The sequence below is a fragment of the Bacillus sp. RCC_6_1 genome, assembly GCF_041360755.1.
GTDB classification, from domain to species: Bacteria; Bacillota; Bacilli; order Bacillales; family Bacillaceae_G; genus Bacillus_A; species Bacillus_A cereus.
Genome location: NZ_JBFUPV010000003.1, coordinates 118,068 through 144,967, shown reverse-complemented (window position 1 = coordinate 144,967; position 26,900 = coordinate 118,068). Strand labels below are relative to the sequence as shown.

Genomic DNA, 26,900 nt, shown 5'->3' with positions numbered 1-26,900 from the left:
GGGTCCACTTATTATTACAATAAAAGATTTCCAAATCACAAATATCCTGAGTGGTTAGAATTTCTAAAGTTGATTGGATGAATAAAAGACAGAAAAACAGAAAATTAAAATAAACAAGTTATGGAGGAGCTAAAAATGAATATTAGAGAAAGTGAACTTCCGGGTATTGGTTATAAGTTTCAAATCGTTACGAAAGGTAATGAAAAGATGGTAATTGTCATTCATGATGATGGTCGTAGAGAAATGTATCATTTTGATTCAGACCATGAAGAAAGCATCTCAAGTATTTCACTACGTGACTCAGAGGCAAGACAAATCGCTGCAATATTAGGTGGAATGGTATATAAGCCTAGGGCGTTAGAAAATGTTGAGATGGTTTTTGAAGGTTTAGCGATTGAGTGGTTCAAAGTGGAGAATACAGCTCCAGCAATCGGAAAAACAATTGGCGATCTTGAAATAAGAAAAACATATAGCGTAACAATAATCGCGGTTATGAAGAAGAACATGAAGAAGCTATTTAATCCAGGACCAGAAACAGTGATTGAAGAAGGAGATATGCTTGTAGTTTCAGGTGAGAGAGAAGAAATTAAAAAAATCATTAATGAATTACTTTCAAATAGGGGGGACTGATTAGATGGATACGTTAATTTTTGAAGTTGGTACAGCTTTAGTTTTAGTGGCAATTGCAGCAGTAATTGCTGGAAAATTTAAATTCTCAGTAATTCCTTTTCTAATCGTTCTTGGAATGTTAGTAGGACCGCATGCACCGACAATAGGTGTTATCGATCTCAAATTTATTGAAAGTGCAAGTGTAATTTCCTTCCTTGGACGAATTGGGGTTCTATTCCTTCTATTCTATCTAGGATTAGAATTTTCAATGAAAAAACTAATTAAATCTGGACGCTCTATTGCGATTGGCGGAACGATTTATATTTTAATTAACTTTTCACTTGGTTTGTTATACGGATTTATAATGGGATTCCCATTACTAGAAATCTTAATTATTGCGGGTATTATTACGATTTCTTCTAGCGCTATCGTTGCTAAAGTGTTAGTGGACTTAAGAAGAACTGGTAATAATGAAACCGAATTAATTTTAGGAATTATTATGTTTGAAGATATATTCCTTGCTGTATATTTATCAGTTGTTTCTGGTTTAGTACTTGGAGATCACGCTTCCTTCTTAGGTGCCCTTACTTCAATTGGAATTGCTTTAGGATATATGCTTCTATTCTTTATAGTAGCTAGAAAGGCTACGCCGTTATTAAATAAATTGCTCAATATTAGCTCAGATGAAATCTTTATTATTGTAGTATTTGCTTCGTTATTCTTCATTGCTGGTTTTTCAGAAACAATTCACGTTGCAGAAGCAATTGGAGCACTTCTTCTAGGATTAGTTTTCTCTGAGACAGAGCATAGTGACCGAATTGAACATCTTGTTGTTCCATTTAGAGACTTTTTCGGAGCTATTTTCTTCTTCAGCTTCGGGTTAAGTATTGATCCGTTCTCATTAGGCGGAGCGATATGGTTAACGTTAGGTGCTGTCCTTCTTACGATAATCGGTAACTTTGTAGCAGGAATGATCGCAGGAAGACAAGCTGGATTATCTCATAAGGCATCAACAAATATCGGATTAACAATCGTTTCAAGAGGAGAGTTCTCCATCATTATGGCTAATATCGGCATCGCCGGTGGTTTAATGTCAGTACTGAAACCATTTTCAGCACTATACGTGCTTATACTATCCATTTTAGGCCCACTTCTGACAAAAGAGTCGAAGAATGTATATAAATTCTTAAATAAAATCTTTAAGTGGGATACGAAGACTAACTAAATTAAAAAAATAAAAGTACAATATATTACCTGCTTGTACTTTTATTTTTGTAATGAAAACAGTAAAGAGAGGTAAATGATGTTAGGAGAGTTGATTCATTCGGTTTTAGTTTTTTTAGAAGGACTTGGTTATTGGGGAATTATGCTTGGATTAATGCTAGAGGTTATTCCAAGTGAAATCGTATTGTCTTATGCAGGCTATTTAGTATCAACAGGAAGCATTACATTTTGGGGCGCTGTCGCGTTCGGTACAATTGGTGGTGTAATTGCACAACTATTCATTTATTGGATTGGTCGATATGGAGGAAGACCTGTTCTTGAGCGATATGGAAAATATATTTTAATTCAGAAGAAACATATTGATTATGCTGAAGATTGGTTTAATCGTTATGGAACTGGCGTTATCTTTACCGCACGTTTTATTCCGGTTGTGCGTCATGCTATTTCGATACCAGCGGGTATTGCGAAAATGTCACATGCTAAGTTTATTACGCTAACTACATTAGCTGTTATTCCGTGGTCAATTGTGTTTGTATATTTAGGTTTTAAATTAGGAACAGAGTGGGAAAGTATTAATAAAGTTGCGGGGCCATATGTGAAATACTTTGCACTTGCTGCTATTGTTTGTGCAATTGGTTATTTTGTATTAAAAAAAATGATGAAAAAAAAGTGATTACAGAAAAGGAATCTATGTCGACATAGATTCTTTTTTTATTGGCATTTTTTCAAGGATGAAAGAATACGTTTAATATTTACTATATTGTGGCATACATATAGGAAAAGGGAGTTTGGAAAGGGGAATAAAGAGAAATGGAACTCCAGTTTCAAAATGTATATCAACAGGTAGAGAATTGGTATGTGTTGGATTCGGAGCTTCCTTGGGATGTCAAAAAGCTGAGAGAGGATTTGTGTTCTCTTATTGAAGTATGTAAAACGCCCGTTATTTTTTGTGATACGTGTGATGCAAATGATGTACTTCTATCATTAGGGGAAGAGGAAGAAGAGTTCCTATTCCCAGTAGGTGGTTTTTATCATAAAGAAAAGAAATTAATTTTCGTTTGTATGTGGGAAGAGTATGAGCAAGTTCTCAAAACGCTACTGCATGAATTTCGCCATGCGATGCAACATAAGAGAGATATATTGTATGTGGGAAGTGAACGGTACGAAGAGCGGTGGATTGAAAAAGATGCGAGGAAGTTCGCGGAGAGGAAATTGGATGAATATAAGAGTAGAAAGTTAAAGTAAAGCATAGTGGAGAAATAGCGCTGTGCTTTTTCACTTATTAAAAATAAGTATTTGACTTTTATAAAGTTTAGTTCTAAACTAATGATATGAAACGAGCGAGGTGATGAAATGAAAACAGAAGATAGACTAGGGCTACTATTATGGTTTCGTTTGTCACGCTTTTATAATAAGAGTATTCGTGAGACGAATCAGCATTTGAAAAAATGGAATATATCTGCCGCCCAGTTTGATGTGTTAGCTCAAGTTGGAGGACATAATCGTTTAACGCAGCAAGAACTTGGAAATAAGCTATTTGTTACGAAAGGAAATGTAACGCAGCTTTTAAATAAAATGGAGCAGCTTGAGTGGATTTTGCGTGAACAAGAGGGTACTACGAAATATATTTCTTTAACAGAAAAGGGAAGAGCTTTATATGAGGAAATCGTCCCACCTCAAGAAACGTTCCAAGCAGAGAAGTTTCATAATTTAAATATAGAGGAACAAAAGCAGTTATTAACACTATTAAAAAAGTTACAGTAAGAAAAAATTTTAAAATAAATCTCGAATTCGAGATAGTATGAGGTGAAGGATATGTTTAGAAAAGTTGATCATAAAAATATGGGCAGAGCAAATCATGGTTGGTTAAATACACATTTTCATTTTTCTTTTGCCAATTACTACAATCCAAATAAAATGAACTTCGGAGCGTTACGTGTTATTAATGATGATCTAGTAGCGGCGCAAACTGGTTTTGATATGCATCCGCACCGTGATATGGAGATTATTTCTTACGTTGTAGATGGTGCTTTAACACATGAAGACAGCATGGGAAATCGCGGAACGATTGAGCGTGGACATGTTCAATATATGAGTGCTGGCACGGGTGTATTTCATAGCGAGCATAATTTAGGCGATGAAACGCTGCGTTTATTACAAATTTGGATTTTACCAGACCGTGCGGATCATAAACCAAACTATGGTGAGTTTAAATTTGATTGGAGCAAGCGCGAAAATGAATGGTTCCATATGGTATCTTCAGTAGAAGGAAATGCACCAATTCAAATTCACCAAGATGCGAATTTATACTCCTTATCATTAGAGGCTGGAAAAGAAATTCATTTTCCAGTGAAAGAAGGCCGTCAATTGTATCTTGTACAAATTGAAGGAAGCAGTGTAATCAATGGTGAAACGTTTGTTATGCGGGATGCGGCAGAATCTGTAGAAGAAGATATTCACATTCAAGCGAAAGAGCAATCACACTATTTAGCAATTGAATTGAAAAAACAATAAAAGGTTTATAGAAAAGAGGACATCCGATAGATGTCCTCTTTTTCAGATTAAAAAGTCAGAATTCATACACGCGTATATGATATATTAATAGTTTCATATATACGACTTATCCTAAAAAAACATTCCATTTTCAGTTATTTAAGTTTATAATTGTTAAAAAACCCAATTAAAGTAAAAATATTTAGAATTTTCTTTCTTTAAAAAAGAAATAGAATCCAAATAACAAAAACAGCGCTGGAATTATATACATTGTAATTCCTATGTCTGGTCCAGAAACAACTTCCCCTTCCTTCATAAAAGTAATTCCTGATAGCTTAGAAAGGAAATGCATTACTTGAATAATAAAAATCAAAACAAAACCAATTGATATCAAAAAAACCGATTTATTCAAAAAAACCACACCTTTATTTCCAATATAATACAATAATGCCATTTAAAAACAAGAGGGGTCTATCATTTGAAAAATAAAAACCTTTTTTTGTTAAGTATTGTAGCTTTATTTTCTCTTAATTTAATGTTTGTACCTACTTTTGCAAGTGCAGATATAATTAAAGAAGTGCAAAATTTTGAGGAACCTATCACTATAACAAATACTTCAGAAACTGAAGAAGAAATATTATCTGTTACCAAATTTAATACTGAGGAAATTAAAGATTTTTCAAAGTTAACTATCGAAGAAGCAAATAAACTAAATGATGCTGATTATATGGAGTATCAAATGCAAAAAGGAAATTATACTGTTGATGAAAACGGAGCAATTGTAATAACTGATAATAGACCCCAAGTTAATGACAAATCAGGTAAACAACAAGCTGGGTGTGTTGCTTGTGTTTCACAATGGAAAGTATATAAAACAGGTGGAACAAGCACAGTGTATGGATCATGGAAAACTATTGCTTCTGGCTGGGGACCAGGTTCTTTAGGTAAAACGGTTTCTGAAACAAGATCTAACTCTTATTCAGGTACATTATCTGCAAGTAAAAGCGCTGTTAATGGTGCTGTAGGCTTTGATATTACACAAAGTACAACGAAATCTGTACATTATTCAGGTAATATCGCATCTGGTAAACAAGGTTATTTACAAACAAGACCAGCATATACACAACATACAGTAAAACAAGATTTATATAGAGCGGGAAAATATATAAGTACTACGTATATATATCCTAAGAAATATGTATGGACAGATCATCGTATAGGATATTAATCAAAATATAGAACGAAAGGTGTGGTTACCCCTATCAAAAATATGATAGGGGTTTTCTTTTCGAACCACTATCATATCTTGATTTTTATGCTTAAATTTGCTTGATGTTAGTAGAACTACTTCATAAAAAAGACGCCTAAAGCACCCTCTTATTTTGTACCATATTTTTCTGCTTTTCTTCGAAATTAATCATGACTGAAGGTTTTGAGGGTTTTTATCATGAGGGAACGATTATGGAATATGGTTGGAAGGCGGATTTATCCCCTACTTTGAAAGACTACAAAAAAAGTAATCGATCAAAATAGATGGATAAGCGTCTTGTTTTCGCCATGCGATCACTTATAAGATATGCGTATGTATAGACCCTGCTCACTCAGCGATTTTCACCGCATACACCCTTTTTCTATAGCTTGTCCTTGTAATATCGTCCCTACATGACAAACTGGAAAAGAGGACATCCAATAGATGTCCTCTTTTTTTGATTAGAATTGTCTGAAAAATGTTTCTCAAATTTTCGGTAGAGGTATCGGCTGGGAAAATAAGAATTGTATAAAAGTGTCAAAAATCTTTATGGGAATGGGGAATGTTATAGTGAAAAAGCAAGTCATTTCATCAGCATTAGCGTTAACTGTTATCGCCGGGGGATTTGGAGCGTTTGGGGCAACGACAACGAAAGCGGAAGAACAAAAAATTCAATATCATCAAGAATTTAAAACACCTGCATACATAGGTGAAGAATGGAAAGCACCGGAAGGACTAGATAAAAAAGAGACAGTCTTTCAATACTTAGAGAGTAAGAAAGATATGTTTAAATTAGCAGGAAATATTGAAAAGCATTTTAATATCGTTGGGGAAGAAAAAGACGCTGAATCTGATACGACACATGTGAAGCTAGTTGAGAAACATAATAACATTCCTGTGTACGCTTCTGACCAAACTGTTACACTTGATAAAGAGAATAATGTAAAAGCATTCTTCGGACAAGTTATTCCGAATTTAGATGATAAAAATATTCCTGCAGCTGCAAGCATTACTGCGGAACAAGCAGAAACAATTGCAAAGGCAGATATTGAGAAAGAAATTGGTAAAGTAAAGAGTTATGATGGTGTGAAAAAAGATTTATTTGTATATGAAAAGGACGGTAATTACTACCTTGCATACTTAGTTAAGGCATCGATTTCAAAACCAGCTCCAGGGTATTGGCATTATTTTGTTGATGCAACGAATGGAAATGTTATTGAGAAATATAACGCTGTAGATAACATTACTGGATTTGGTTACGGAGTATTAGGCGCTAGACAATCATTTGAAATTGCTCAAGATACGAAAACAGGACAATTCAACTTGTTTGATGGTAAACGAGGACAAGGTGTTCATACATTTGATGCAGAAAATATGGACGAGAACTGGTTTAATTTATTCTCACAATGGCTTGGATATACAGGAGAAGAAGTTGAAAGTAAATCTAAGTTCTTCGAAGATAAAGCTGCAGTTGATGCGCATGTAAATGCAGGAAAAGTATATGATTACTACAAAAAGACATTTAATCGTAACTCTTTCGATGATAAAGGTGCGAAGCTTATTTCAACTGTTCACGTAGGTACAGCTTGGAATAACGCAGCTTGGAATGGTGTGCAAATGATGTACGGTGATGGCGATGGAAAAACATTCATTCCATTATCTGCTGGACTTGATGTTATCGGTCACGAATTAACGCATGCTGTAACTGAACATACAGCAAACCTTGTTTACAAAAATGAGTCAGGGGCGTTAAATGAATCGTTATCTGATATTATGGGTGTTATGGTTGAGAAGAAGAGCTGGGATTTAGGTGCTGACATTTATACACCTGATAAACCTGGTGATGCGCTTCGTTCACTAAAAGATCCAGCATCTATTCCAAACCCATTAAAACCAAGTGAAGGTTACCCAGATCACTATAGTAAACGTTATACTGGAACAGCTGATAATGGCGGCGTTCATATTAACAGTAGTATTAATAATAAAGCTGCTTATTTAGTTTCTGAAGGCGGAGATCATTACGGCGTGAAAGTAACTGGAGTGGGCCGTGAAGCGACAGAAAAAATTTACTACCGTGCGCTTACGAAATATTTAACTGCAAACTCTGACTTCAAAATGATGCGTCAAGCGGCACTTCAGTCAGCTGAAGATTTATACGGTAAAAACTCTAAAGCTGTACAAGCTGTAACGAAAGCTTATGATGCAGTAGGTGTAAAATAATAAGAGAAAAGACCTGACATCCTAGTCAGGTCTTTTCTTTATCCCGCTATCCCCAAATGATGAAATTTCCACTTTATTTAGTCGCGAATACCTAATGCGATTTTCGCCATACGTGACATACGTTCTTTCGACCACGGTGGATTCCAAACGACATTTACTTCTATTTCATTAACTTCAGGTACGTTTGTTGATAATACTTTTTTAACGTCTGATACGATTTGCCCAGCCATTGGACAACCGATAGAAGTCATAGTCATCGTAATGACAGCATTATTATTTTCATCTGCTGTAACATCATAAACTAATCCAAGATTAACGATATCAACACCTAGTTCAGGGTCAATAACAGCTTCTAAATTGGCAAGTAATTTATTTTCAAATGCTTCTTGTGACATAAGCAGCCCCTCCTACACTTTAATGATATCGATTCTCATTATAACGGAAATGAGCATAATGTGCAGGAAATGAGCTCAAAAAAATATCCCTCTTCGCAAGAGGGATATTTTTTGAACATCTATTCTGTTTTAAAATGAGATACGAGCTGATCTAACTCTTCAACTGTTTGTTTCATTTTTCTAGCAGTTACTGTCATTTCATTCATAACAATAACTTTCTGTTCAGCAGATTGTGCCGTTGCGGCAGTTTCGCTGGATACTTCAGTAGAGATAGAAGCGATGTTATTAAGTGAAGCATTCATTTCTTCAGCACTTGCAGCCATTTCTTCAGCAGTTGCTGATATATCTTGCATTTGAGTAGATACTTTATTTACTTGTTCCACAATTGTTGTGAAAGAAGTACCAGCTTCACGAATAACATTGATACCTTCAAATGCTTCAGAACGGCCTTGAGACATCATAGAGCTAGCAGTTTCTGTATCATTTTGAATTTGATGTAGTAATTGATTAATGTCTGTTGCAGCTGTTTTAGATTGTTCAGCAAGTTTTCGAACTTCGTCAGCTACGACAGCAAATCCTTTTCCTTGCTCGCCAGCACGAGCAGCCTCAATAGAAGCATTTAAAGCAAGTAAGTTTGTTTGCTCAGCAATATTAGAAATAGATTGTACAGCAGTATCAATATATTTCGTATGAGTGATTAGACGTTCAACCACTTCTGACGTAGCATTTACAGCTTCGTGTATTGTTGTCATTTGTGAAACAGATTTTTGGATAACGGTACTTCCATCGCTAGCATGTTCAGATGTGGCAACAGCAAGTTCCGCTACAGATGAAGCAGATTCAGCAATACGCTGAACACTTACTGCCATATCGTCCATTGCAGTTGAACTTTCTTCCATACTAGAAGTTTGTGATTGAATACTTGCATTTAAGTTGGACATTGAGCTTTGGACTCTTAATGTCGCCTCACGTGATGTATTCGTTTTTTCTAGCATATTTTCAGAAGCGGTTTGCACTTCCACTGATGTTTTTTGAACACGATTAATGATATGTTGTAGGTTTTCTAACATTTTATTAAATGATGTTGCGATAGCACCTATTTCATCGTTGCTATTTACTTGTAGACGTGCCGTTAAGTCACCTTCTTGAGAGGCCAATTCTTTTAGTTTCGTGTCAATTTGTTGAATTGGTTTCACCAGTTTACCAGAGAACCACCATGCAAGAATAATTGCAACGACAATACAAATAACAAGTGATAGAAAGACTGCATATTCAATTCCTAGTGAAGATTGATCAATTTGTTCAATAGATTGTTCACGTAATTTAGCTTGTTCATTACTGTAATTTGTGAAGTCACCAATTACTTTATAGACCGTTCCGTTTTCTGAAGAAGCTACTTGTAAAGCTTCTTCCCATTTTTGTTCTTTTGCAAGAGTGAATACTTTTTCTTCAACGAACTTTCTCCAAGTAGACCCTAATTCCATTGTACTTTTTACGGACGAAGAAAGATTTGGATTAGAAAGAAGTTTATCTTTTGAATCCTCAAGACGTTTACTCATCTCATTAAACTTGTCTAATTCGACTTGATCATGTTGTAGTAAATAACCTCTTAAAGCAGATAGCTGTACTTGATAAGCGTCTCCACGCTCTTTCAATTCTGTTGCCAGTGGAGAAATTTCTTTTTGTAATGTTTCAGCTTTACGAGATTGGTCAATAGCAAAAAATAAAATAAAAGCTAAGGCGATGCCAAATAAAGCGCAAATCGTTCCCATCATGAACATAAGTTTTTTTCTGATACTTACAAAATTCATATGATTAAAAGCCTCCTTTGTGAAATCTTAGTATTAGAATTAATAAATGTAAAAAATTGAAAGAAAGCTTTACTCCAGTTGGAATAAAGCTTTCTTATTTCCTTTAGGAATTATAGCAGACGGAATGAGAGATAGAAAGAGATATTTTAAATTGAAAAAAGAGAGACTGTAAAATTTTCTTTCCTATACCTTTGGGCTTGTGTCATTACAAGCGAAAGGTTCACTTTAAGCGTTTGTTTTGAAATGAGAGACGAGAACTTCAAGTTCTTGTACGATTGTTTTCATTTCAGATGATTTGTTAGCCACGATACTCATTTTGTTTACTTGATCACCAGCTGAATGTGCTGTTTGTAATGTTTCTGCAGCAACTTCATTTGAAATAGAGGCGATATTATTTAAAGCTGCGTTCATTTCTTCAGAGCTTGCAGCCATCTCTTCAGCAGTTGCAGACATTTCTTGCATTTGCGTAGAGACTTTGTTAATGTGGTTAACAATTTCTGAGAATGAAGATCCGGCAGTACGAATAACAGTAATTCCTTCAGAAGCTTCTGCTTGACCTTGTGTCATCATGTCATTTGCTATTTTAGTATCGGCTTGAATTTGATGCAGTAAATGGTTAATGTCAGTTGCGGCTAGTTGAGATTGTTCAGCAAGTTTTCGAACTTCATCAGCAACAACAGCGAATCCTTTTCCATGTTCACCAGCACGAGCTGCTTCAATAGAAGCATTTAAAGCGAGTAAATTTGTTTGCTCGGCGATATTCGAAATAGATTGAAGTGCAGTATCGATATGATTTGTATGTGTAATGAGTCGCTCAACTACTTGTGATGTAGCGTTAACAGCTTCGTTAATTGTGTGCATTTGTGTAATAGATTTCTCAATGACTTTATTCCCATCATCTGCTTTTTCTGAAGTTGTGACAGCTAAACTAGTAACAGAAGAGGCGGACTCAGCGATACGCTGAACACTTGTTGCCATGTCATCCATTGCAGTTGAACTTTCTTCAATGCTAGAAACTTGTGAACGAATATTGTGTTCAAGAGCATTCATAGTTTCTTGGGTCCTTGCGGTATTTTCCATAGAAGCAGTCGTTTCGATAAATACATTTTCGGAAGCTTCTTTTACACTTGTTGATGTTTGTTGAACTTGTTTTATTATATGCTGTAAGTTAGTGAGCATTTGATTAAAGGAATTTGCAATGTCACCTATTTCATCTTTACTTGTTACGTGTAATCTAGCCGTTAAATCTCCATCTTGAGAAGCTAATTCTTTTAACTTCTCATCAATTTGTCGAATTGGTTTAACGAGTTTACCAGAGAACCACCATGCTAATAAAATAGACGTTAATGTACATGTAATGAGTGAGAAGAAAATAATATATTGAATAAGTGATGAAGAAGACTCGACGTCAGCAATTAATGCGTCACGTTTCTCATTCTCTTCATTTGTATATTTATTAAAACGACCTAAAAGATCATTTACATAATCTGTTTGTGCTAAAGCAATTTTGGATGCTTCGTCCCATTTTCCTTCACGAGCAAGAGGTAGTACCTCATTATCTATGACGCTACGCCATTTTCCCCCCATTAAAATAGCTTCTTTCATTCCTTCTGGGAGCTTCTTGTCACTTGTTACTTTCTCTCTAGTATCAGCTAATTTTTTCCCTTCTCGGTTGAACTTATCTAATCCTTTTTGATCATGTGATAGTAAATATTCTTGTAAACCAGCAACTTGTGCTTGGAACCAATCGCCACGTTCTTTTAAAATCGTCGCTCTTTTTGATACATCATTTTTTAACGTTTCGATTTCACTTGCTTGATTCATGGCGAATGAAAGAATAACAATAAGAGCAATGCTAAATAAAGAAGAAATGCTTAAGAGTGTGAACAGTAGTTTTTTTCGAATACTAACATATTTCATCGTTACCCCTACCCTCGTTTAAACTGTTTATTATGATTTATAGATATTTAAAACGAAATTAATAAAAACATTATTATGAAGTTATTAATCTGTTCAATGAAAATTATAGCAGATAATGGAAGGAGTCAGATTGATATTAGAAAAAGTTCTTAAAATGTATACATTTGCATATCATAAAATTCATAAATAAATATTAGAAATGCTATTGAAATTTGAAATGACATCATGTATACTTCTAATTAGTTGATAACGATTATCAGTATCAACTAAAACATTACTCTTCGTTATGTTGGTCATACCCCTTTTTGACGACGTAAGTCAGAGACGAAATGTTGAAATATCTTGTGTCCTATTCTACAGAATTATGGTAATCTCCAACCTCAACTTATATGCGTGAGCATGCAAAAAGGATCCTATCCGTGAAGGGATCCTTTTTTGCATGCTGTCGCAATTATTGTATATAGACCAGGGATACGTTCTTCGATTCTTTCCGGTGCAGTAGAAGGGAAGAGCCATCTTTGATGAGGTCCGTGTTCTTCAACTAGTTTTTCAATTTTAAAATGTTCTTCCGCGAGTGTTGTAATGATTTCTCCTAACGTCCAGCGACGGATGGCTGTTTTAGGTAGCGATTCTTTCTGTGCTTCTGTAAGAAGGATGCTATAAGCAACATCATCTTCAATTAATTCTTCATCGAAATAATTTCCACTTGCTCGAAATGATGGATGGTCTACTCCTAATAGCTTTGTGTATATTGGATGGTAATCGCGAAGGATAAGTATTCCACCGGGCTTTAGTAGTTGAGAGATTGTTGTGAAAAGTGGTTTTAAATCTAGAAAGTAATGAAGTACACCAAGTTCCAGTAATACGATATCAAATGATTTGGAGAGATTTACATCTAGTACATCAGAAACGATGTAATGAATAGAGACGCCTGCGGCTTCCGCAAGTTCATTTGCATATTTTGCATTACTTGCTGAAATATCAACAACTGTTACGTCAGAGCCTAAAAGGGCGAGTGCGACAGCTTTATTTCCTTTTGAGCCGAGTAAATTAATAATACATTTTCCTTTTGGGGATTTTATGTAAGGTAAATAATGTGCTACTTCGCGCGTGGGATCTTTCATGATTTTTTTCGCATAATCAGCTGGTGCCCCGTGGCGATTCGTCCAAGCTTCATAAGCAGCTGCATTCCAGCTTTTTTCATTTATAGTGCTTAGTTGTTTTTGATTCAATGTTATCACTCCTTTTGTGAACGTATAGTTATTCGGCAGGGGGATGGGATTTCCTTTTCTTTCTGGATAAAAGTTTGATTTTTCCGTGATTAAGTCGTACAATACTTTTTATACGTAAAAGCGTTGAAAAGGAAAAGTAGGATGAACACATTCTTTCCAGAGAGCTTCGGTAGCTGAGAAGAAGCAAGAATATTCATTTGAACAATGGCCTTTGAGCTTCGTCCTGAACTTATCAAATGATAATAGTAGGCGGCGACGAGAGTTGGTACTCGTTATCAAAACCACAGTATAAGAGCATATTGCTCCGTACTTGTTAAGGCTAATTATGTGAGTAATTAGCGAAATAAGGTGGTACCGCGACTGTTTATACAGCCCCGCCCTTATCTTTTTTAAGATAAGGGCGGGGCTTTTTATATTTAAAAGGAGGAATGTAAGATGAGTATTTTTATTGGAGGCGCTTGGCCGTATGCAAATGGTTCGTTACACCTTGGCCATATTGCGAGTTTGTTACCTGGAGATATTTTAGCGCGTTATTACAGGGCAAAAGGTGAGAATGTGCTGTATGTTTCAGGGAGTGATTGTAATGGAACACCGATTGCAATTAGAGCAAAACAAGAAGGTGTGACAGCGAAAGAAATTGCTGATAAGTATCATGAAGAGTTCCAGCGATGTTTTCGTAGCCTTGGTTTTACTTATGATTGTTATACACGTACAGATAGTGAGCACCATCATGAAACGGTTCAAAATGTTTTTTTCCGTTTATTAGAAGAAGGACATATTTATAAAAAAACAGTGGAACAAGCGTATTGTGAAACGTGTACACAGTTTTTACCGGATCGTTATGTAGAAGGAATATGTCCACATTGCCATGAAGCAGCAAGAGGAGATCAATGCGATGCTTGTTCTGCTATTTTAGATCCTCTCGATTTGTTAGAAAAGAAATGTAAGTTATGTGGTAGTACGCCATCTGTAGAGGAAACAGAGCATTTCTATTTTGCATTGCATACATTTCAGCAGCAAATTAAAAGAGCTGTAGAAATTGCCAAACAAACAGGGACATGGCGCGACAATGCGATTCAACTAACAGAGAGATATGTAAAGGAAGGATTACTAGATAGGGCCGTATCACGTGATTTACCAATTGGGGTACCAATTCCAGTAGAAGGGTATGAAGATAAGAAAATTTACGTATGGATTGAAGCAGTGACAGGCTATTATTCAGCGAGTAAACATTGGGCTGAAGAAACAGGGAAAGATGATCAAGAGTTTTGGGATAGCGAAGCGAAAACATATTATGTGCACGGAAAGGATAATATTCCGTTTCATTCCGTCATTTGGCCAGCGGTATTACTTGGAATAGGGGAGGAAGCAATCCCGCGTCATATCGTTTCGAATGAATATTTAACAGTTGAAAAAAGAAAATTATCTACAAGTAAAAACTGGGCAGTATGGGTGCCTGACATATTAGAACGCTATGATCCAGATTCTATTCGTTACTTTTTAACCGTCAACGCACCAGAAAATCGCGATACTGATTTTTCATGGCGGGAATTTATTTACAGTCATAATAGTGAATTATTAGGTGCATACGGGAACTTTGTGAACCGGACATTAAAGTTTATCGAAAAATATTATGGTGGTATCGTGCCGAAGGGAAGTATTGAGGTAGAGCTGAAAGATAAAGTAGAAGGATTATATAAGCGTGTAGGAGAGGCGATTGAGCAAACTAAATTTAAGGTGGCGCTAGAAATAATATTTGATACAGTACGTTTTGCAAATAAATATTTTGATGAAAAGCAGCCTTGGAAACAAAGAGAAGATGATCCAGTTTCATCTGAAGAAACGATTTATAACTGTGTGTATCTTATCGCTAATTTTGCCCATCTCCTTGAACCATTTTTACCATTTTCAAGTGAAAGAGTTCGAAACACATTGTCGATTGTGAACCGAAATTGGGAACCGCAAAATACGTTGCCAAGTAGAATTGATAGCGTGCAGCCATTATTTGAGCGAATCGATGTAAAACAAATTGAGCATGAGATAGAGAAGCTGTATGGAGCGGTAAAATGAGATAGAGAAAAAGACCTTTCAAGTAAATGAAAGGTCTTTTGTTATGCAGTATGATTCTCTTTCTTATCTTTCAAAAAGAAAAGTACAGCAAGGATTACAAGAATAATAGCTGCAATATCATACGTTATTTTAAATGTAGTATTAAAGTTTAAGTACTCTACGAAAGGAGTTTTCACTGCTCCTGCATATATACAAACGGGAACGAGAAGTAAATCGTAAAATTTCTTTTCTTTCATATATCTTATTAGGAAGAAGATACACATAATAGCAAAAAATACGATGCTTAAAATAGTCATTTATACCTCCAGATAAATTTACTTATTTTAATTGCAGTTATATCTTTTATATAAATTCTGTATTTTTTCAAGCGCTGTGCACGCGATTGTGTTTCCTTTCTTTCCTAGCCGTAAGCAGCTGAGGAGTGAAGATCCCAACCAATATAAAAATAATTCCAATCCACTGCATGAACGTTACGACTTCATGTACAAGTGTAATTGAAGCAATAATAGCAGTTGGTAATTCAGCTGCACCTAATATCGTACTAAGCCCTGTTCCAACCTTTGGTACACCGATTGAAAAACAAATGACAGGTACGACAACACCGAACAAGCCGAGGAAGAAAGCATATTTCCATAGGCCAGCTTGCAAAGCACCGTCTGTTAAAAAGGTTGGCGGAAAGAATAGGCATACGATAAGAGTAGCACTTGTTGTCATAAGAAAGCTTTTCGTATAAGGCGGAACATCCGTAGCGACGCGCCCGCTTGCAAAAACATAGAATGAAAAAGAGACCGCAGCTAATAGCCCAAAGATAATCCCTTTCGTAGAAAAACTTTGTCCGAGGCCTTCAAATACACCACCTGCAAACAATGTACCAGCAAATAAAATAAGGATAGATATGATCTTATCGCGGCTTGGAAATGTTCGATTTGCAATGGCTTCGATAATGACACCAATCCAAGTGAACTGAAAGAGTAGGACGACAGCGATAGATGCGGGTAGTTCTTCTACAGAAATAGCGTAAAAAATCCCAGTCATACTCATTGTTGTTCCGACGGTTAGTAATGAAAAAAATTGTTTTTTTGTTACTTTATGATGTGAAAAGAAAAGAACGAGTAGAAATAGTCCAATCCATCCGAAGACATATTGTCCCCCTAGGAGTTGATGTGCTGAAAATCCATTTATGAATCCGAGTTTGAAAATAGTTGAAAGTATGCCGTAGCTGCAAGCACCGAATAAAACGAGCAATGAATATTTAAACTTTTCCATAAAAAATCCTCCTTTTAAGTAATAAAAAACGCCCGCTATCCAAATAAGGATAACGGGCGAACGAAACAGAGTAAGACACTCTACAAAATTCCGCCACTCACACATGAAGTATGAGTTTGGGGTATGTAATTATAGTGAATGTTACATTGCTTTTGGGAATACAATGGAGCATTTTACACCTTGAGCTGTGTTTTGTATCCCGTAAGGAAACTGATGTTTATCTAATATTTGTTTCACGATATATAATCCAAGACCACTACCTTGTACTAACCCGTGTTTATCAGGATTTGCGCGATAGAAAGGCTCAAATAAATGAGCAAGTTTATCTTCATCAATTTGTGAACCTGTATTTAATACTTCTAATGCGTAACCATTTGGTTTTTCATAAAGCTTTATATATACGTGCTGATGGTCAATTGTATAATGAATTGCATTTGAAATAATGTTAAAAATAGCAGTTTGAATAAATTTAGGATCAGCTAAAATTTGTACGTCGTGTTTAATATTAGATTGTACATTTAATTGTTTTACAGATACAAAGTAATCTACTTTCTTCATAACATCCTCAATAATATTAGATAAAGAAATGACTTCTAAATTCGGTTTAAATTGAGGGTTTTGTATTTTGGATAATTCCGACATTTTTTCCGTTAATATGTTAATGTCTTGCATCATCTCGTAGGAACGTTTCAAATACTTATCTCTATCTTTATAAGCTCCAATTCCGTGAATCATGCCATCTAGTTGTCCCATGACGGCTGCGATTGGTGTTTTTAATTCATGGGACACCATAGACATAAATTCTTTACGAGATTGTTCTAATTGTTGTTCCTTCTTGAGCTCGTTTCTTAAATCTTGATTGCTTGCATGTAAATTCTTCACAATATTTGGTACTTGTGAAGCAGCTACTTGCAAATTAAAATCTGTTTGATCTGCATTTTTGTTAAGTAGCTTTTTATCGGAGAAATCAAGATTCATAATATCTTTTAAAGCATCACTCATATATTGAAAAGGTTTGGCAATTAGTTTTGTATAAATTAATGATCCGAGTAGTGATAATGCAAGCATTGTCGCGCCAATATGTGGAGCTAATTGCTGCAACGCATCTGCTAACTTTGGATTATCATTTGTATCATTTGTTTTACTTGCTGCATTTTGTGTATGTAAGGCATCATTATTAGCGGCTTTCTTTTCTGCTTCTGTAGGCGGATTAGAAGTGCTATTTTTCCCCGAAAGATTTTGTGTATGTTCTTTTGCCTTTGCAGTTTGGCTAGGCTGCAAAAGGTGATTGATAGCTGTAGAAAGAGATTTATAATCTATAATAGAAGATTGGAAATTAGAAATACTCCCCTTTGACACAGCTTTATTTTGCTTCGTTTTACTTCCGTCGTTTTGCTTATCTGAATCGGCCTGTTCTGTAGTCGGCGTTCCATTTTCTTTCGCAAAACGTTCTTTATCGTAGTTTGAAGCTAGAAAGTAAATAATTTGATAAAGACAAAGTGATAAAAGAATACAAAATAATAAGGTTTTGATGAAAATATTTTTGGTGATGTTGTCTTTGCTACGATTCGATTTTGTAGCCAATGCCTTTCACCGTTTTAATATAAGGAATTCCTAATTTTTTTCTTAAGTTTTTAATATGTGTATCTATAACTCTTACATCACCATAATGTTCATAGCCCCATACCTTATTCAACAAATCACTTCTTGATAATACTTTTCCTCGATTTTGCAGTAAAGTATAAATAATTTCAAATTCTTTTGTTGTCAATTCAATTTGATTACCATGAACATAAGCTGCATATGCTGTAGAGTTTAACATCAATTCATGGAATTGTAGTATAGTTGCAGCTTCTGCTTCCTTCGTTGCTGCCCTTCTTAATACAGCCTCTACACGCTTAATAAATACAGTGTAATGGAACGGTTTCGTAATATAGTCATCAATACCTAACTCAAATCCTTTAATTTCACTTTCTTCATTATGTAAGCCTGTTAACATAATGATTGGTACATCAGATTGTCCTCGCATAATTTTACAAATACTATAGCCATCTATATCTGGTAACATTACATCGAGGAGGACAAGATCGTATGAATTTTTTTGGAAAAGAAGAATACCTTCTGTTCCAGCACCAACTACATCAACTGTAAAGTTTTGTGCCATTAGAAATTCACGAATAAGTTCTTGTATATCTGGGTTGTCTTCAATCACCAGTATATGCGTCATAGTAACACCTCCTAAATAACGCTTTTTACTGCAATATTCGAATTCATCATTTTTCGAGTGACTCAGATTGTTTATACATATAATAAGCCCCCGCTATAAAATAATCATGAAGGTAGCAAGGGGAATAGTTTAGTGTTACTGAATAGTTCAGAATTACAGTAGTTCTATTATAGTATGTATTATAAAATTTATAAAACATTATAACTGTATAATTTTAATATCTACGTTTATCAATGTTTAGATATTAGCTAATCAAATCTATTCCTATTATATATGTAAATACAGTTGTTTTGCTACTGTAAATGAATAAATAAAATAAGCCAAGACATAAAATTCTTGGCTACACATAAATCTTGTTTTTAGGCTATTTTACAGTGACAGTAGCTTGCTGCTGAACGCGCTCAAATAACCAGTGTATATCATTGTTATACATACGAATACAACCAAGTGTTGTCCATTTGCCGATTGCTTGATTATTGTTAGTTCCGTGAATCGCATAAGTTGTTCCGTAAGTTCCTGCCATATTTAATCCGAGCCAACGGTCACCAAGTGGATTACGTGGATCGCCGCCTTTAATTTTGCCTGTATAATAAGGGCGGTTTTTAATTTTATTTACGATTTGAAAAGTGCCTTTAGGTGTAGGTGTTGCAGCTTTTCCAGTAGCGACAGTAAAACTTTTTATAAATTTTCCATCCTGATAATAATCCATTTTATTTAACTGAGTGTCTACGATTAATTGATCTTTCGTTGTAGCTGCCTCTGCACTAGCGAATGGAAGAGTTAAAAATCCTAATGATAATAGTGCGCTTAATAATAATTTTTTCATTGTTATTCTCCTTTTACTATCGTAATAGTCTTACATACAATGAAGTTGTAATCCTCGTAATGCTTTATTTACATTTTCATCTAATGTTTCAAAGAATGTAGTGATTTTGCTGTTGTGTTTGTTGTTATCAATAAGTAATCTTTCATTTAATAAAAGCTCACCACGTAGTCCAAAACTTTGAACTTGAATATTTAGCTCATCTTCATTTTCAGAAATGATTGGTAAGAAATAGTGAAAAGCTTTTGTTGGAATGATGTAGCTTTTGCCAATCATGCTTTCTTGATTTGAATTAATCCATTTTTTCGTGACAATTTTAATATTCTTTTTTGAAACGATAAAAGATAGTGTTGTAGATTTTGTTAAACTTACGTCAAATTCACTTGTTTCACATATTTGTAAATTAAAAACGGTTTCATTTTGATGAGATTCAACATTTGTATTAATAAAATCGTGCATTTTATATGCTTCCATTTCGTATTCACCCTTTTTTCAATTTCGAAAAACGACTTATATTTATTCAAATTAATGCTTAGTCATATATTGGTTAAATTTTTCAACAAATTCCGATATAATCTTACAATACGTATATGAAGCTAATATGAAGTTAGCATGAGTTTGTGATGGTTTTTTATTGAGAACAAAATAAGAGAGCTTTTTTAGTGCTAAAAAATGGATAAAATCTGCATGTTATTAATGCGTCTTTTCGCTATTGCGACTTGGAAAATAATTTTTACTATTTAATAAAGAACGAAAATCATTAGTGTGACCCTTACAAAAATGTAATAAAAATGTAAGCTATTGTGATAGTTATTTCGACAATTTTTTTATACAATAATAGTAAGAAGTTGTACGTGATTGAAAGGAGAGATGACATGGAATGGATTCATGAATTATTTCAGCAATACGGGTATTATGTTGTACTTGTCGGCTTGCTGTTAGAATATATTGCACTTCCGTTTCCGGGAGAGCCAACATTAGCATATGCGGGATTTTTAGCACATAAGGGTGATTTAAGTTTACCGATTTTAATTATTCTATCCTTTATTGGGACAAGTGTAGGAATGACGATTCAATACTTTTTAGGAAATAAATTAGGTATGCCTTTCATTCAAAAGTATGGGAAATACGTATTTTTAACACAAAGAAAAATTGACTTAACGAGAATGTGGTTTGATAAGTATGGGTACTTCCTAATTTTTATTGGTTTCTTTATTCCTGGTGTACGTCATTTCACAGGATACTTTGCAGGAATTATTAATTTACCATTCCGTCGTTTTGCCATTACAATTTATTCAGGCGCTCTATTTTGGGTATCATTCTTCTTAATCGGTGGTTACTGGTTAGGTGGAAACTTACATGATATCTTTGGAGTGCTAGAAGGTCATATCGGTAAAATTATTTTTGGAGTTATTGTGATTGTAGCGGTTACGTTAGGTATTCGTTTCCGTAAGCAGTTAAAACGAGTATTACTACAAAACGCAAGTTAATATGAAATCCATTCTATGTCAGAATTTAGGAAGGCAGTGCAAAAGCACTGCCTTTTTTATTTTATTTTTAAGACTATGTTTAATGCACATTTTACATTCTTTATAGGAATTTGATACAGGATAAGAAATAAGTGTTTTGTCAATTATTATAGTCGTAATGACAATTATAATTGACAAATATAAGGATATTATTTACAATTTTAATTAAATAAATGAAAAAGAGGGAAGACATGAAGCTTCAAAATCGAGTGAGGGAATTGCGAGCAAAGCATCGTTTATCACAAGGGGATTTAGGGAAAGCGATTGGATCATCACGGCAAACGATTAGTTTAATTGAGCGTGGGGATTATGCACCATCTATCGTATTGTCGTTAAAAATTGCACAAATTTTCAATGTACCGGTGGAGGAAATATTTACGTTAGTAGAGGGGGAAGAGGACGATGAAGAGTAAGCGAAAAAAACAATTTGATTCTGTGGGGAAAATAACATTAAGTATGATAGGAGGATTTTTAACGTCTTATATAGCTTTAAATTTACTCTCGGATGAACCGAGAAAATTATCATCCAATACATTTATAGGTATATGTACTATTTTTGGAATTTTAATGATGTACTATACTTGGAAGAATACACGTATGTTAGCAGAGGCACGCGATGAAGAAGAGAGCGTACAAGGCAGAAAATTAGGCATTATAAGTATATATTTACGTGTAGGTGATATAGTGACGCAGGCATGGTTTGTATATGCAGTTATTACATGTAGACGTGCACTGTTGCAGGATACAAATGTTTCATTTGCGGTGTGGAATTTAGTAGCTTCTATTGTTTGTTTAACTACTGTAGTAATTATCGGACTCATAACAAAAAATCGTTATAATAAGCTATATCCTGAACAAGGTGTAACGTATATGGAATCTATGAAAATGTGGACGAAAAACGCAGATGAAGGATTAAAGCACATTGTGCATGAGGCTGGATATAAAGCATATGAATTTACGAATACAATATTGGCATATGTATGGTGGGCTGCCGTTATATATACAGCTGCTAGTAATATCGATTTTGTATTAATTGGCTTAATCTCATTTATTTGGATATTGCATCTTGGGAAGTTCATGTACGAAATGCAAAGGAAAATGATTTATTAAGGGGAGAAAAAGGTGGATATTTTAAGAAGGCCAGCTGGCTCAATGACAGTGGCGTTAATTCTGTCCATTTTATACGGAGTAATCCGAACTGGGAAATTAGAAGTAATTTTGAACCTATGGGCAATAGTTGGAATTTCATTATTAGTGTTAGCCATTCATGAGCTAGGACATGTAGTATTTGGTGTAATAGGTGGTTTAACATTTAAATTTATGACAGTAGGACCCATTACTATTCAAAAAGAAAAGGGAAAATTACGCATTCGAGCAAATAAATTATGGGCTTACTTTGGAGGCGTTGCAACACTAGTACCACCTTCTATAGAGACACCGAATCTTTCGAAAAAATGGGCGTGGCTCACTTTAGGTGGACCAATTACGAGTTTACTGTTTGGTATTACTTCCGGTTACATATACATGGTGAGTTATTATCAATATCTTTTATATTTTTCCTTTTTCCATTTTGCAATCTTTGCGGTTACAATTGTGCCGATAAAAGGAACGCTTATGAGTGATGGGATGCAATTTCTTATTTTAATTAAAGATGATGAAAGAGCTAGAAATCATTTATATGAGATTCAAATATCGAGTGAGTTATTTAGTTATAAAAGACCGAAAGATTGGGATGAAAGATTAGTAGAATTGAGTGAGGAGAAAATAAAAGAGAATAAAGGGATAAGAGAGATAATGAGTAGACTTATGCTTGTCTTTTTTGCTCGTGCAGATCAAGAGGGAATGGAAAGAGCGATACCGTATATAGAAAGAATTGTTCAACTACCTGTAACGAAAGAAAATAAGTTTTTCGTTAGTAGTTTTCATAGTTGGTATCTTTTATATAAAGCCCTTTATGAGATGGATAGTCTTTCTTTGCAAGAAGCAAAGGAACATGCAAAGGCTATTACAAAAATGGACTTAAACGGATATTATCGTACACAAGGAATTATCAAATATTTAGAGAATGATCTAGAAGCTTCCCATACTTATATGAAGAAAGCTGATAAAGAATTAAAGAGCGCCGAGAAGAGTGAGATTGGATATTTACAATTAGAAAGAGAATGGTTTGAGCAGTTGAAGGTGAGGGTATCTTACGATGGATGAGGTATCCTCTTTTTTATATGTCATCTTATGCCGTTCCATAAATAGCCTGGGGCGAGTAAAATGAGATAAGAAGAGCAAAGCTTGGAGGAAGTAAATATGGAAATTTTATCAATTATTTTGATAGTCTTGCTCATTTATGTTGTTTTTAAAGTGGCATATGTAGCATTAAAGATACTCGCGATCCTATTAATTATCTTTTTAATCGTAGAGTTCGGCAGTAAGTTGCTTGGGGGATAGGGTATATTGTGCGTTTCGAGTGTCGAAGGTTGTCGTTAAATCGATATCTTGTGTTGAACCGTTGATATAATGAAAAAATCGTTGATATAAGTGGAGAAATGATCGATATATTTTAAAAAACGTTGATATATTTTAGTGAATACGAAGTGGGGTATGTGGAAAAGAAGTTGCCGTTGGGTAGCTTCTTTTTATTGTAGTGGCAGGGTATAGAGCATAAATAGGTTGCCGAAAATTGCCGGTAAGTCGATATCCTGTGTCGAATGGTCGATATAATGAAAAAATCGCTGATATAAGTGGAGAAATCGCCGATATATATGGAGAATCGCTGATATAATCCGGTTGGTACTGGATGGGGTATGTGAGAAAGAAGTTGCCGTGAGGGTAACTTCTTTTTATCGTGATGCGGGGATATGCAAAACAATATAAAAAGCTGGAAGAGTATCTTCCAGCTTAAGAGTTACTTTCAATTTGACGACCGCTATCTTCTTCAGTGTCTTGTAATAGGTTGAATACGTCTGCTAGGCAGAATGCAATGAACCAAGTCCATAGACCGTGGAAGAAAGCTGAGCTTAATTGAAGTGGTAATGTATAGTTTGTCATTGAGTAGGAAATACATCCACCAACGATTCCGATCATTGTTAATAACATTGTTTTTTGAGCATTTTCTTCTGGATTGAAGAGGAAGTAAATGTATCCGCCTAAAATTGAAGCGCTTACAAGCGTTTCGATTCCATTAAAGATGATATTCTCTCCAAGCTGAGTGTTTGTCCAGAAGCAGATTGTTCCGCCGATAATAGCAAACAGGACAGCTATTGTATATCGTATATATTGATTCATATGTTCATCTCCCTATGTAATAAGATGATTTGGAAGTCAAAAAGGTAGGTATAGTATATTGAAGTGAGTTTTAATTGTACGTATCTTTTTATAAAAAGATCATTGAAGAGTAACTAAGATGATCGGTTGTTTAAACCGTTACGTGTATGGTGTCTGAAATATACCCGACTGCTCGTTTCTTTTTGCTTGTAAAATAAGAGAAACTTCCAAGTCTATATACTCTTTTTTTTGTGAGTCTGCTTTCATTATAACACATTTAGGGACATAATAATAGAATTATCTGATTTTGTAATAAGTGTAAAAAATAAAAAGCGTAAGGAAATACCATTAACGGTGCAGTTTAGTGAAAGAAGGATTTTAATTTATTATGATGAAATATGTAATCAAGGTGAGATCTAAGAATGAGGCTTAAATACTATAAAAAATGTTTTATAGTATGAATGTAAGGGAGGAGAGCTAACTTGGAGTTCACAACAGAAAGATTAATAATTAGACCTTTTAAGAGTACTGATTTACAGGATGTATTTGCTATTTATAATAGTGATGATACATGTAAGTTCCTATTACATAATAAGTGGACTCATGAAGACATGCAGAAAAGATTTAATAAAAAGCTAGCAAATAATGTACTTACTAAAGAATCAATATTAAGTTTGGCAGTTATATACAAAACTAAAGTAGTTGGTGATTTATCAGTATGGTACACAAATATGAAAGACACTGTTGAGATTGGTTATAGTTTTGCAAATGAAGTAGCTGGGAGAGGTTTGGCTACAGAAGCAGTAAGTAGTTTGGTATTGAAATTATTTAATGAATGTAATGTACATCGTATACAGGCTAATCTTGATGCACGTAATACAGCTTCACAAAAATTGTGTGAACGAATAGGCATGAGAAAGGAAGCCCATTTCATACAAGATTTTTGGAATAAAGAGGAATGGACAGATAGTATTGTATATGGAATGCTATCCTCCGATTTGTAGTAATAAACTTAGTGATTTTATTATGCTAAAAGGTACGTTAGTTGAATAACAAAGGGCATAACATATTATATATGACTAATATGTTATGCCCTTTAATTTATTAACCTGTTTTATATGCGTTTGAAACGGCCGACAATTTCAACTGTTTCAGTAATGTTCATAAATGCTTTGTTATCCACTTGACGGATAATACGTTTCATTTCGCCTAACTCATAGCGAGTCACGACAGTGTAAATCATTTTTTTCTTATGGTTTGTATAGCCGCCGACAGCGTCTACCATTGTCACCCCGCGTATGCCGTGATGTAGTAGTGCGCTTTTTATTTCCTCGCCTTTTTCTGTAATAGTCATTATCGTTAATTTAATATGTTTCGTATGCACAGCGTCGATAACTTTGCTGACTACAAATCGACTAATTAACGTATAAAGTGTAATATCCCATCCGAAAATAAAACCTGCTGCTACAAGTAAGATTAAGTTGAATACAAATATGATTGCTCCAATTGAAACATCTCGATATTTCGCTACAATCAATCCAACAACATCAAAACCACCTGTTGAAGAAGCAAATCGGAATATAATTCCTGAAGCTGCTCCGCAGATAACACCACCGAATACAGAAGAAAGTAAAATATCGTCTGAAACTTGGTGTACCGGGATAATGTTCATCGCTAACGATGACACAGCTACAAAGTAAGCTGTTAAAAAGGTTGTCTTCTTGCCTAAGTAAAAGTGACTTAAAATAAGAAGAGGAATGTTTAGTAAAAAGATAAGTGCACCGATATTGTAGTGCATTAAATAACCGATAATCATCCCTACACCAGCGAATCCACCGCTAATCATATTATGCGGGATAAAAAACATATTCATAGAAATTGCATACAAAATAGAAGCTATAAAAATAACAACCAACTGTATCATAAATTCTAAGTGAAATGTTTTAGCTGCTGGGAAGGATAAAAAGGCGGTGTCGGGAACGTAATCGGCGTCTCCTAGTTGACCCATAGTATGTTTCATCTCCATATTCATTTTTGATTACAAGAAGAGAATAAAGGTTTTTTCAAAAACTGGCAATAGTTTTATTATAATGCAAAAATTTTATAAATTTCTAATAAATCAAGCCTATTCATTGATGTGTGTGAATATGCTAAAGAAAGCGAATACAACGTTTCTTAATTATTGTTTTCTTGAGAAAATATGCAAAATACTTTTTTGAAAATAAAAGGAAATAGAGAATATTTGCCCGATGTGCTAAAATGACCTTATTAAGGATGTGAAGCGATGGAATTTTTATTGCAGGATGCAATTCTATATATATCGTTTGTAACGACAGCACTTTGTTTATTAGAAGTTTTCTTCCTTGCTAATGTTTCTCGCTTTGTGCGTCAACAAGCATCAAGCGGTAGACAAAGAGCTTTTGCGTTAGTTGATACATGTGAAGATAGTGCGGGAAATGTACCGCTATTTTCAATTTTTTATAAATATGGAATGATTCGTTCCGTACGCAGACAAGAATCAAGTGAAGAGAATGATGAGGTTGGTCCGTATACACCAATGTTTCGCTAAATAAT

Annotated in this window: 28 protein-coding genes and 1 other annotated feature; of the genes, 16 read left to right on the top strand and 12 right to left on the bottom strand. The window is 34.7% G+C overall.

All coding sequences use genetic code 11. The annotated features are described in order from the left end of the window. Positions 1–135: 135 nt before the first annotated feature. The 8 genes from AB6801_RS12875 to AB6801_RS12840 all read left to right on the top strand — a co-directional run bounded on the left by AB6801_RS12875 (position 136) and on the right by AB6801_RS12840 (position 7,795). Positions 136–630, top strand: coding sequence for a cation:proton antiporter regulatory subunit (locus tag AB6801_RS12875; RefSeq protein WP_001026075.1), 495 nt, complete (start codon positions 136–138; stop codon positions 628–630). 4 nt (positions 631–634) lie between these two features. Beyond that, complete coding sequence (locus AB6801_RS12870) at positions 635–1,834, top strand: cation:proton antiporter (protein ID WP_000380223.1); 1,200 nt, start codon at positions 635–637, stop codon at positions 1,832–1,834. A gap of 78 nt (positions 1,835–1,912) precedes the next feature. Further along, a complete protein-coding gene (uptA, locus tag AB6801_RS12865) occupies positions 1,913–2,506 on the top strand; it encodes an undecaprenyl phosphate transporter UptA (RefSeq protein ID WP_000900214.1) in 594 nt (197 codons plus the stop codon). A gap of 137 nt (positions 2,507–2,643) precedes the next feature. Continuing rightward, on the top strand, positions 2,644–3,078 hold the full coding sequence (locus AB6801_RS12860; RefSeq protein WP_000422794.1) for a DUF3920 family protein: 435 nt from the start codon (positions 2,644–2,646) through the stop codon (positions 3,076–3,078). Positions 3,079–3,186: 108 nt separating this feature from the next. Next, positions 3,187–3,597: a MarR family winged helix-turn-helix transcriptional regulator gene (locus AB6801_RS12855; RefSeq protein WP_000845467.1), complete on the top strand. Its 411-nt coding sequence runs from the start codon at positions 3,187–3,189 to the stop codon at positions 3,595–3,597. 51 nt (positions 3,598–3,648) lie between these two features. After that, a complete protein-coding gene (locus AB6801_RS12850; protein WP_061654802.1) occupies positions 3,649–4,347 on the top strand; it encodes a pirin family protein in 699 nt (232 codons plus the stop codon). Positions 4,348–4,804: 457 nt separating this feature from the next. Beyond that, positions 4,805–5,554 (top strand): hypothetical protein, encoded by a 750-nt coding sequence (locus AB6801_RS12845; RefSeq protein ID WP_370941086.1) that lies wholly within the window; start codon positions 4,805–4,807, stop codon positions 5,552–5,554. A gap of 591 nt (positions 5,555–6,145) precedes the next feature. Continuing rightward, positions 6,146–7,795, top strand: a complete 1,650-nt coding sequence (locus AB6801_RS12840; protein WP_370941085.1) for a M4 family metallopeptidase — start codon at positions 6,146–6,148, stop codon at positions 7,793–7,795. A 77-nt stretch (positions 7,796–7,872) separates the two neighbouring features. Here AB6801_RS12840 and AB6801_RS12835 read toward each other — a convergent pair whose 3' ends face one another. From AB6801_RS12835 to AB6801_RS12820, 4 genes are all read right to left on the bottom strand, one after another. Beyond that, positions 7,873–8,190, bottom strand: a complete 318-nt coding sequence (locus tag AB6801_RS12835) for a metal-sulfur cluster assembly factor (protein ID WP_000076422.1) — start codon at positions 8,188–8,190, stop codon at positions 7,873–7,875. A 119-nt stretch (positions 8,191–8,309) separates the two neighbouring features. Then, complete coding sequence (locus tag AB6801_RS12830) at positions 8,310–10,001, bottom strand: methyl-accepting chemotaxis protein (RefSeq protein ID WP_016110910.1); 1,692 nt, start codon at positions 9,999–10,001, stop codon at positions 8,310–8,312. Between the two features lie 225 nt (positions 10,002–10,226). Next, positions 10,227–11,921: a methyl-accepting chemotaxis protein gene (locus AB6801_RS12825; RefSeq protein ID WP_000878440.1), complete on the bottom strand. Its 1,695-nt coding sequence runs from the start codon at positions 11,919–11,921 to the stop codon at positions 10,227–10,229. A gap of 413 nt (positions 11,922–12,334) precedes the next feature. Beyond that, positions 12,335–13,153 carry a class I SAM-dependent methyltransferase gene (locus AB6801_RS12820; RefSeq protein WP_061654804.1) on the bottom strand — a complete coding sequence of 273 codons (819 nt, stop codon included), beginning with the start codon at positions 13,151–13,153 and terminating at the stop codon, positions 12,335–12,337. Positions 13,154–13,267: 114 nt separating this feature from the next. Next, positions 13,268–13,538, top strand: a binding site (T-box leader). Positions 13,539–13,588: 50 nt separating this feature from the next. Here AB6801_RS12820 and metG point away from each other — a divergent pair. Next, positions 13,589–15,223, top strand: coding sequence for a methionine--tRNA ligase (gene metG / locus AB6801_RS12815; RefSeq protein ID WP_097998046.1), 1,635 nt, complete (start codon positions 13,589–13,591; stop codon positions 15,221–15,223). Between the two features lie 41 nt (positions 15,224–15,264). Here metG and AB6801_RS12810 read toward each other — a convergent pair whose 3' ends face one another. The 6 genes from AB6801_RS12810 to AB6801_RS12785 all read right to left on the bottom strand — a co-directional run bounded on the left by AB6801_RS12810 (position 15,265) and on the right by AB6801_RS12785 (position 20,013). After that, positions 15,265–15,519, bottom strand: a complete 255-nt coding sequence (locus AB6801_RS12810; RefSeq protein ID WP_000154132.1) for a hypothetical protein — start codon at positions 15,517–15,519, stop codon at positions 15,265–15,267. A 67-nt stretch (positions 15,520–15,586) separates the two neighbouring features. Next, entirely contained in the window at positions 15,587–16,489 is a 903-nt protein-coding gene (locus AB6801_RS12805) for an EamA family transporter (protein WP_048568696.1), read from the bottom strand. 141 nt (positions 16,490–16,630) lie between these two features. Then, entirely contained in the window at positions 16,631–18,073 is a 1,443-nt protein-coding gene (locus AB6801_RS12800) for a sensor histidine kinase (RefSeq protein WP_000201959.1), read from the bottom strand. Next, a complete protein-coding gene (locus tag AB6801_RS12795; protein ID WP_000148833.1) occupies positions 18,051–18,716 on the bottom strand; it encodes a response regulator transcription factor in 666 nt (221 codons plus the stop codon). The genes AB6801_RS12800 and AB6801_RS12795 overlap by 23 nt, the downstream gene beginning before the upstream one ends. 364 nt (positions 18,717–19,080) lie before the next feature. Further along, the gene (locus tag AB6801_RS12790) at positions 19,081–19,542 is read right to left on the bottom strand and encodes a L,D-transpeptidase (RefSeq protein ID WP_000735058.1); all 462 of its coding nucleotides are present in this window, start codon (positions 19,540–19,542) and stop codon (positions 19,081–19,083) included. 30 nt (positions 19,543–19,572) lie between these two features. Further along, positions 19,573–20,013, bottom strand: coding sequence for a DUF3978 family protein (locus AB6801_RS12785; protein WP_000388768.1), 441 nt, complete (start codon positions 20,011–20,013; stop codon positions 19,573–19,575). A 401-nt stretch (positions 20,014–20,414) separates the two neighbouring features. On the opposite strand from AB6801_RS12785, the gene AB6801_RS12780 reads away from it, so the two are divergent. The 5 genes from AB6801_RS12780 (at position 20,415) to AB6801_RS12760 (ending at position 23,510) form a co-directional block, all read left to right on the top strand. Next, positions 20,415–21,029, top strand: coding sequence for a DedA family protein (locus tag AB6801_RS12780; protein ID WP_000454754.1), 615 nt, complete (start codon positions 20,415–20,417; stop codon positions 21,027–21,029). 230 nt (positions 21,030–21,259) lie between these two features. Beyond that, the gene (locus tag AB6801_RS12775) at positions 21,260–21,481 is read left to right on the top strand and encodes a helix-turn-helix transcriptional regulator (protein WP_000776168.1); all 222 of its coding nucleotides are present in this window, start codon (positions 21,260–21,262) and stop codon (positions 21,479–21,481) included. Next, the gene (locus AB6801_RS12770; RefSeq protein ID WP_000837723.1) at positions 21,471–22,178 is read left to right on the top strand and encodes a DUF3169 family protein; all 708 of its coding nucleotides are present in this window, start codon (positions 21,471–21,473) and stop codon (positions 22,176–22,178) included. The genes AB6801_RS12775 and AB6801_RS12770 overlap by 11 nt, the downstream gene beginning before the upstream one ends. Before the next feature lie 42 nt (positions 22,179–22,220). Then, positions 22,221–23,273 carry a site-2 protease family protein gene (locus AB6801_RS12765; RefSeq protein WP_033668377.1) on the top strand — a complete coding sequence of 351 codons (1,053 nt, stop codon included), beginning with the start codon at positions 22,221–22,223 and terminating at the stop codon, positions 23,271–23,273. A 96-nt stretch (positions 23,274–23,369) separates the two neighbouring features. Next, positions 23,370–23,510 carry a DUF3985 family protein gene (locus AB6801_RS12760; protein ID WP_000404758.1) on the top strand — a complete coding sequence of 47 codons (141 nt, stop codon included), beginning with the start codon at positions 23,370–23,372 and terminating at the stop codon, positions 23,508–23,510. 450 nt (positions 23,511–23,960) lie between these two features. On the opposite strand, the gene AB6801_RS12755 is transcribed toward AB6801_RS12760, so the two are convergent. Further along, positions 23,961–24,347 (bottom strand): DUF3938 domain-containing protein, encoded by a 387-nt coding sequence (locus AB6801_RS12755; RefSeq protein WP_001077776.1) that lies wholly within the window; start codon positions 24,345–24,347, stop codon positions 23,961–23,963. Between the two features lie 461 nt (positions 24,348–24,808). Between AB6801_RS12755 and AB6801_RS12750 the strand changes: the two genes are divergently transcribed. Next, positions 24,809–25,330 carry a GNAT family N-acetyltransferase gene (locus AB6801_RS12750; RefSeq protein WP_000397305.1) on the top strand — a complete coding sequence of 174 codons (522 nt, stop codon included), beginning with the start codon at positions 24,809–24,811 and terminating at the stop codon, positions 25,328–25,330. Between the two features lie 110 nt (positions 25,331–25,440). On the opposite strand, the gene AB6801_RS12745 is transcribed toward AB6801_RS12750, so the two are convergent. Next, the gene (locus AB6801_RS12745; protein ID WP_000530044.1) at positions 25,441–26,334 is read right to left on the bottom strand and encodes a YitT family protein; all 894 of its coding nucleotides are present in this window, start codon (positions 26,332–26,334) and stop codon (positions 25,441–25,443) included. A gap of 276 nt (positions 26,335–26,610) precedes the next feature. Between AB6801_RS12745 and AB6801_RS12740 the strand changes: the two genes are divergently transcribed. After that, positions 26,611–26,895: a hypothetical protein gene (locus tag AB6801_RS12740; RefSeq protein ID WP_000394930.1), complete on the top strand. Its 285-nt coding sequence runs from the start codon at positions 26,611–26,613 to the stop codon at positions 26,893–26,895. Positions 26,896–26,900: the final 5 nt, after the last annotated feature.